This window comes from Secundilactobacillus malefermentans DSM 5705 = KCTC 3548, assembly GCF_001436395.1.
GTDB classification, from domain to species: domain Bacteria; phylum Bacillota; class Bacilli; order Lactobacillales; family Lactobacillaceae; genus Secundilactobacillus; species Secundilactobacillus malefermentans.
The window spans coordinates 1-7,783 of record NZ_AZGJ01000066.1; the positions used below are offsets into that span (position 1 = coordinate 1).

The following is a 7,783-nucleotide window of genomic DNA, read 5'->3' on the forward strand; positions in this document are numbered from 1 at the left end:
CTAATGTTAGTCAGTTTTTGTGTCCAAAATAAAAAACCATCCAGTTTCGGATGGCTTTACTCTGTGACTGTATTAAATTGTTGGGTTGGCTTAAGTGGAAATTCTGTTGCTTCTTTTTTAGTGAGCAACGCTTCAGTCAGGACAACCTTTGTAATCGTCTGATCATCGTAAGGCTGCATGTAGTACGTTGGGGTTGCCATTTCCATATATCCGCGGTACTGCGTGTAATCTACATCGCCATCCGCCTGAATTTTAACACCTTTTGGAATCTCGACACTATTCAAAATATGGGATAGCGCGTTGATTGATGACGAACTATCTTGCGCCTTTTCAGCATGCTGACGCATGAAGGCCATTCGGATGAAACGGGAAACTGAGGTGTAATCCCCAGGCAATCCGAGCGCCCCCGTTCCAGCACCAAATCCGTTTGCGGTAAATTTGCCGTAGGGCTTATTTTCATGCAAACCTGGATTCAACTGAACATAATTGTTTAAGTTCTTTAAATGCCAATCAAATTCGGGTGAGTTGGCCATCACGCCCACTGGGTTATCGGTAATTTTGATTCCATCTGCCTGTTGCTCAATGACGCAGCTCTTTCCCGTTTTATCAGCGACAATCCAATGAAGGGGAACGACTATTTGCAGCAGTGAATTAGGGACTGCCACAATATTGACGTTCGCAAATTTGGCCCTTAATTCAGCAATACTTGCCACATTCCCCAAAAGCCACATCAGAACCTCGTGAGACGCAATATTGACTGATTCCGCCTTCGCTTCTTCAGCGTAAACTGATTCCGTAAAGTACAGGGCCGCCGCACTAAGTCCCTTTTCGTTCACCCCGTCAACCAGGATGTAGCCGTTTAAGTTGCGGCCTGCACCCGTAAATCCGAACTTCGTATCGAAGCCATTTGCTGATGCATCGCTATCAAAATGGTAATTTCTAGGAATGACGACTGGCCGACCATCTAAATTGAACCCGAAGTCCATGGTTCGCGCCAAATACCAGTCACCCTTATAATCTTCATACGTTAAACTTGTGCACATTAACTTCACGTCCTTTTTATTTCGTTAATTTTAGCACGCCTCATTTAATCTTCGTAATCATTTTTGAAAATTAATTGGTCCAATCAACCGTCATATTTTTATCCGCTTTTCCACGGCCTGTTGTGTAGTTGAAAACAACACCCGGTTGAACGTTCCAAACGTAGGCGTTAAAGTTTAATTTTTTATTAGTTGAAATTGCTTGGGTCCAGTATCCCCGTGGCATCAACTCACTTCCCAGGTAAACGGGTTGGACTCGATAGATCACCTTTTCCCGTTTTTCCAAGGCCGTTCGAACTTGCTCTTCGTAAACCTGCATGGGCTGCTGGTTACTGAATGCTGTCTGGGTTGCTAAATTTTTAGGATTATCGCTACTGCCCTCGGCACCCTTTTCCTGTTTACCATCACTATTCAAATTAAACGTCAGCGTGTAGGCAATCAAGTGTCCCCTATTTTCTGGATAGACACGTTTACCATTCACCGTAATCGGTTGGTTATGCCAACCTGCCGGCTCCCAATTTTGAGCGGGACGTCCAGCAGAGCGGCCCAAATTGGAATTATCTAGGTATGCAGTCGCAACCCGTGCCCGATTATGCGTATCTAAATTAGAATACTGAATGTGCGAATATTTCCAGTCCGTTGCCTTCAGCTGACTTTGATTATGGTTCACAATTTTAACCGCCTGCATCCCTGATGCAAACTGCCAATGCGCAATCGTCTCATACGTGTCGCTGAAGCTCGGACTATTCTTAAAGCTGGTTGTTTTTTGGCTGGTACTGTTCGTCTGACTAATGTTTTTGACAGTATCCGGACCGTACTTTGCGGCAGTTGGCGTTAGCACAACGACGGCAAATATAATCCACCAAAGAATCCCCTTATTTTTATTCTTACGTCTACGTCTTTTACGTGCCATGTTTAAAATTCCCCTCAAAAAAGTAATACATAAATTATAACGCAAACGAGTGTTCGAAGGATAGCTGAAAATAAAAATTCCAGCTCCTAAATCGAGCTGGAATTTTTCTATGGAATTATTAGTCTGGATCTGCCAACGACTTACCACTCGTTGCCGTTTGAAATTTTACAAATGCATCATCAATTGCTTTGTACTCCGCATCGCTTAACTCAACGTCCATCGCCTTCGCATTTGCCTCAACTTGACTGGCTTTCTTGGCGCCAGGAATAACCACACTAATTAATGGATTCTTCATGTACCATGCCAAGACAGTTTGAGCAACGCTTGCGTTATGTTCGCCAGCAATTGGCCGAACCTTTTCAATTGCCGCCAAAGCATTGCTGTAACGCGGTTCTTGGAAATCAGAAATTTGGCTGCGAATATCGTCTTTAGGAAACTTAACATCGTGATCATACTTACCGGTTAAGAGCCCAGAAGCTAGTGGGAAGTATGGGACAAAGCTAATCCCGTTTTCTTTCAAATAAGGCATCATGTCGACTGCATGATCCTGGTGCAATAAGCTAAATTCATCTTCAACTACGTCAACGTAGCCGTCCGCATTGGCTTCTTTAATTTGGGCCAAACTAAAGTTAGAAAGTCCAATTGCTCGGATTTTCCCCTGCTCCTTTAAGCGCTCTAGAGCGCCAACCGCCTCCGCTTTGGGGGTGTCGTGATCTGGGAAATGAATGTAGTAAACATCAATGTAATCTGTATCAAGTCGTTTCAAACTTGCTTCCACTTGAGCGGTTAGAAATGCTGGTGAATTATCAATGACCTGCTCGCCAGTTGAAAAGTCCTGAGCCCCTTTGGTTGCGAGTGCGAAACTATGGCGGTCAAACTCCTTCATTGCTTGACCAACGAGTTCTTCAGAATGACCTAACCCGTAAACGAAAGCCGTGTCCAATAATTTAATGCCATTGTTTAAGCCCGTTTTGACAAGTTCGAGCCCATCCTCATCCTTTAAATTTGGAAACAGGTTATAGCCACCGACCGCATTAGTGCCGAGACCAAGGGCCGTTGCCTGAACATCACTTTTACCGATTTTAACTTCATTATGTGCCATAAATAGGAACCTCCTCGTTATGTGAAAACGGATACAATCTAATGATAAGTATAGCATAGGAAAACCACCAATCTAAGGAAAGATTGGTGGTTAATTTTTACTAATATGTCACATCGATATCGCCGTTTACATTGATTAAGCGGTAAAGCACCGCGTTTTTGGCCTTCAAATCCCCATAGGTTGAACTATCTTTACCATATAAGGTCGTATCGCCATTATCATTGTCCGTGATAATCGTATTATGCTTATTCTGATCGATTTGACCGTCAATATCACCATTCGAAAGTCTAGCGACAAATTGTTTCTTAATGCTCTCTTGGGAAAAGTCTAAATCCCCGTTTTCCAACTTAACGTTCAGTGATCGCCAAGAATTTTGGGCTAATTCCGCATCATCGTTTGTGCTAACGATTGAACTGTCCTGTTCTATAAAGTGACTATTCTTAACCGTTATTTCACCATCCGTTTCTGCATTAAGGCCTGGTGCCGTCACCCGATTTAACTCCAAATCAGAGTAATTGGATTCATTCAAATCGAGCGAGTTTTTGCTCGTCACGTTGTCGAGCGTAATTTCCGAATAGCGGCTATTTAACCGGTCAACGTTGAGGTCCTTCATGGTTAGTTCCCCATGAGCCACTGAAACAGTCTTCAGCTGGGTTTTCTTTGGAATCGTAATCTCAATTTGGGAATCTTCGTAGTCCTCATCAAAAAATAGGTTTACTGCTGGGTGACTACCACCCTTGACGGTTAGCTTCCGTTTACTGTTATTTAATGAAATATTTGTATTTGAACTCTTAGTCGATTTAACGGTTACTTTAGCTTCATCCCCGCGGTGAATAATCACCGGTCGGCTCGTATCCAGCTCAATTTCGTTAACGTTACCAATCTGTTTTGACTGGCTGACGCGACTATCGATTTTGAACCCATTTTGCCAATAAACTGACTTTGCTCCCCCGTGTCCGACACCGAGGGCTAAAATGAATAAACCAACAACCAATGTGATGGCACCTGCAATGAGTGATTTTTTCATTTGTGCGCCCCCCTTTCCTGTGCTTTATCTCGGTGCTTAATTTTGGCATATAACCATTTGCTAATACTTAAAACACCACGAATCAACCAGCGAATAATCCAAATGATGATTGGAATACCAATCAAGGTAAGCCCAACTCCGGTCACTCCCGCACCTAAGTAGAACATCCCCGGCCAGAAGTTCACCGTAATCAAACTAAATCCAATGAAAATGGCGACTAACACCGTCACAATAAATGCCAAAACAACTGCAATGATTGAGACGACAATCGCTGCTCCAATTGCAATAATCGCAAATAGCATTGCGAACACGACAATCGCGATTGGAATCGTTACTGGCGTTGAAAGTAACGCCAAAATAATAAGCCAAATCGTTTTAACTTGGGCTTTTGGTGCCCGTCTTTGTCTGCTCGCACTCGATCCATTTTGCGGATCATCCAAGCTTTTGATTGAGTAATCGGCCAAAACTTTCCGGGCCAGCTGCTTGCTACTGCCGAGTTCCGTGACACAGGCCTCATAGTAGTCAAACCCGCCATCTTCTAAATATTCCTGATAGAAGTTAATTACTTCATCTCGTTCAGAATCTTCCAGTGGCTGTAAATATTCCGTTAACTCTTTAATGTATTTATTCATCGCTCTTTTCATCCCCTAACATAGATTCGATGCCTTCTCGAAATTCTTGCCATTCATCCCTGACTGTTGCCAAATGAGTTCGACCTTCTTGGGTAATCTGATAATAACGTCGATTCCGTCCCTGAAATGGTTCATCATAAGTTGTCAGTAACCCATTTTTCTTCAATCTTCTCAGGACCGGATACATCGTTGATTCAGAGACGGTAACCGCCTGCTGCACGCGCTGGGTTAACGTGTATCCGTAATAATCCTCATCTTCTAGAATCGCTAAAACACACCCATCCAGAAGTTCGGAGCTAATTTGAATTGCCATTTTATCACCTCTATAATACTATATGACGTATAATATGATTCCAAATACATAATAACTGGTCATGAGCCACTAGTCAAGAAAAAATCCCCATTCAATTATCGAATGGGGATTCCTATTAATTATGCAAACAAGTCGTTCAGCGCCTCCGTCATCGTCGGATGGCTATAAATTTGATCTCGCAACTCATCAGCAGAAATATGATGACTCATTGCTGTTGTAATCAGGTTAATCGTTTCATAGGCTTCTTCGGCATAAATCGTCATGCCTAAAATGGTATGATCTTTCGCATCGAGAATCGCTTTATACATTCCTCGGGGATCGCCAATTACCTGGGCTTTTGGGACACCAGCTGCCGCCATGGACTTAACGATAAAGTTGAGTCCTTTTTCAGTAGCTTGTGCCTCAGTTAACCCAACCGAAGCAAGTGCTGGTTTCAAAAATGTTGTCGTTGGATAGACGGGACGATTGTCCAACGTTCGGGTCTGATCACCGTAAAATTGATTATTTAAAATCCGCCAGTCATCAAGTGACACATAGGTGAATTGAGGTCCGCCATTAACATCCCCCAATGCCCAAATAGTTTCAACTGAGGTTTGAAGCTTATTGTCCACAACAATCTCACCTCGTTTGCCTTGCTTTATATGGGTATTTTCTAGGTGCAGATCTGCAACATTTGGCTGCCGGCCGGTTGCGACTAAGAGCGCATCCGCCGCTATCACCTTAGTCTCATCGCCTTGCTGATAAGTCAATTTCACACCGTCATCCGTGTCCTCAACGCTGCTAAGGACCGAATTGAACGCAAATTTGATGCCATCTTCTTCCAAATCAGTGGTCGCCATTTCAGCAGCTTCGGGTTCAACCCGTCGCAACAATTGAGCGTCATGAGCGAGAACTGTCACGTTACTCCCAAATTGGGCGTACATTGATGCGAATTCGAGCCCGATTGGTCCACTGCCCAGGATGGCCAAATTTTGAGTTTGTTTGCTTTGGTCTAACATTTCGCGAGATGCAAAAACGTGTTTGCTCTCACTCAAGCCCTCGATGCTGGGCATAATCGGGGTTGATCCCGTATTAATGAAAATTCGATCCGCCGTCAACATTTCTTCGCCGGAGTCATCGGTCACTTTGATGGTCTTATCATCAACGAATTCAGCATCCGCATTTAAAACGGTCGCTGTTTCTTGATCGGCCACTTTATGGTAGTTTTTATTTCGTAATTTGCTAGTCATCTTATTCTTGGCTTCAAACGCTTGGTCAAATGAAACCCCTTTTTGCGCGTTTAAAATTAAATTTTTTGTTGGCAAACAGGCAACATTAATACAGGTTCCACCATACATCATGGCGTCCTTTTCAATAATTAAAACTTCTTCATGATGGCTGGCTAAAGTTGCAGCCAACGTCTTACCCGCCTTACCAAATCCAATAATAATATTATCGTAATGCTTCATTAGAAGGTCACTCCCTATTTGTAATCATTCAAAATCAGTATACATCAGGATTTTTAAATGAGTTCGCTGGAAGTTTGGCCGCACTTTAGTGTTTCACGTGAAACTAAACTTGCACCTTTTTTAGAAGACTGTCTATAATAATTCATAACTATACTAGAGCAGGTGCTAATCATGATTAAACAAATTATCACAGATACTAATTTTCTTTCTAAAAAGGCCGTTCTTGCTACAAAAGACGACTTATCCGTTGTGACCGATTTACAAGATACGCTCAAGGAAAATGCCTACCGTGGTGTCGGCTTAGCTGCCAACATGATTGGCGTAAACAAGCGAATAATCGTCGTCCAAATTGGCCCAATGGAATTTCCAATGGTTAACCCCACAATTACAGCAAAATCTGATTCTTATGAAGCAGAGGAAGGCTGTCTTTCTTTACTAGGCAAACGAAAAGCCACTCGGTATCAGCGCATTACCGTTTCATATGTCGATAAAAATTTTAAATCACACTTGGATACCTTTACGGGATTCACCGCGCAAATAATTCAACACGAGGTTGACCACTGCGAGGGCATCCTTATTTAGGAGGCTTTTTGAAAAATGTTTCAGATTATTTTGTTAATTATCATTGGCTTTTTCGTTGGTATTTTCGTTCTATCCATGGGTGGCGGCGGTGGCTCGTTCTACCTTGGCGCACTCTCGGCTGTCTTTGGACTGGCACCCGCAGTCGCTGCGGCAACGTCCATCGTTACTGCCATTCCGCCCCTTTTGATTGGATCGTGGTCGTACTACCGAGAAAAACAGATTAACTTCAAACTCGGTAATCGCCTCTTAATTTCAGCAATTCCGTCAGTTGTCGTTGGGTCGCTGCTGGCACCCCTCATCCCAACTAAAATTTACAAAATTGTCATCGGACTTATTTTGGTTGCGCTTGGGGTTCAAACGCTCTATCGATTGCGCGGAACGTCAAAAGATAAGCCCAAGACTCATAGCAAATGGTTATCCGTTTTCTTTGGTGTCATTAGTGGCCTAATGGTTGGGATTGCCGGCTTAAGCGGTGGCGGTCCAATTATGGCTGGGTTGCTCATCATGGGTGGCTCCTTCATGGAAGCTTCCGCAACCTCATCCTACGTCCTCATCTGTATGGCAATTGTCGGCGCCATTTTCCACACATCTGGTGGAAACGTTGACTGGACTGCAGGTCTAGGTTTGATGATTGGCGCAATGGCCGGGGCAGCAGTTGCTCCCCATTTGATGAAGGTTATGACCCGAGGAAAGGGCCCCTTGTTGCACTAGGCCCTGTCAAGTTGA

The 7,783-nt window shown here is 43.5% G+C and carries 9 protein-coding genes; 2 read left to right on the forward strand and 7 right to left on the reverse strand.

All coding sequences use genetic code 11. From position 1 onward, the window contains the following. Window positions 1–56 precede the first annotated feature (56 nt). From FD44_RS09165 to FD44_RS09195, 7 genes are all read right to left on the reverse strand, one after another. Window positions 57–1,043 carry a choloylglycine hydrolase family protein gene (locus tag FD44_RS09165; RefSeq protein WP_010619088.1) on the reverse strand — a complete coding sequence of 329 codons (987 nt, stop codon included), beginning with the start codon at window positions 1,041–1,043 and terminating at the stop codon, window positions 57–59. A gap of 70 nt (window positions 1,044–1,113) precedes the next feature. Continuing rightward, a complete protein-coding gene (locus FD44_RS09170) occupies window positions 1,114–1,953 on the reverse strand; it encodes a DNA/RNA non-specific endonuclease (protein ID WP_010619087.1) in 840 nt (279 codons plus the stop codon). A 118-nt stretch (window positions 1,954–2,071) separates the two neighbouring features. Beyond that, on the reverse strand, window positions 2,072–3,055 hold the full coding sequence (locus tag FD44_RS09175) for an aldo/keto reductase (protein ID WP_010619086.1): 984 nt from the start codon (window positions 3,053–3,055) through the stop codon (window positions 2,072–2,074). 100 nt (window positions 3,056–3,155) lie between these two features. Then, window positions 3,156–4,082, reverse strand: coding sequence for a DUF4097 family beta strand repeat-containing protein (locus tag FD44_RS09180; RefSeq protein ID WP_010619085.1), 927 nt, complete (start codon window positions 4,080–4,082; stop codon window positions 3,156–3,158). Then, window positions 4,079–4,714, reverse strand: coding sequence for a DUF1700 domain-containing protein (locus FD44_RS09185; RefSeq protein WP_010619084.1), 636 nt, complete (start codon window positions 4,712–4,714; stop codon window positions 4,079–4,081). The genes FD44_RS09180 and FD44_RS09185 overlap by 4 nt, the downstream gene beginning before the upstream one ends. After that, entirely contained in the window at window positions 4,707–5,027 is a 321-nt protein-coding gene (locus FD44_RS09190) for a PadR family transcriptional regulator (RefSeq protein ID WP_010619083.1), read from the reverse strand. The genes FD44_RS09185 and FD44_RS09190 overlap by 8 nt, the downstream gene beginning before the upstream one ends. Before the next feature lie 119 nt (window positions 5,028–5,146). Then, window positions 5,147–6,475, reverse strand: coding sequence for an FAD-dependent oxidoreductase (locus tag FD44_RS09195; RefSeq protein WP_010619082.1), 1,329 nt, complete (start codon window positions 6,473–6,475; stop codon window positions 5,147–5,149). A gap of 171 nt (window positions 6,476–6,646) precedes the next feature. Here FD44_RS09195 and FD44_RS09200 point away from each other — a divergent pair, with 171 nt between their 5' ends. Next, window positions 6,647–7,057 (forward strand): peptide deformylase, encoded by a 411-nt coding sequence (locus tag FD44_RS09200; RefSeq protein ID WP_010619081.1) that lies wholly within the window; start codon window positions 6,647–6,649, stop codon window positions 7,055–7,057. A 15-nt stretch (window positions 7,058–7,072) separates the two neighbouring features. Beyond that, window positions 7,073–7,768: a sulfite exporter TauE/SafE family protein gene (locus tag FD44_RS09205; protein ID WP_056973899.1), complete on the forward strand. Its 696-nt coding sequence runs from the start codon at window positions 7,073–7,075 to the stop codon at window positions 7,766–7,768. The last annotated feature ends 15 nt before the right edge of the window (window positions 7,769–7,783 follow it).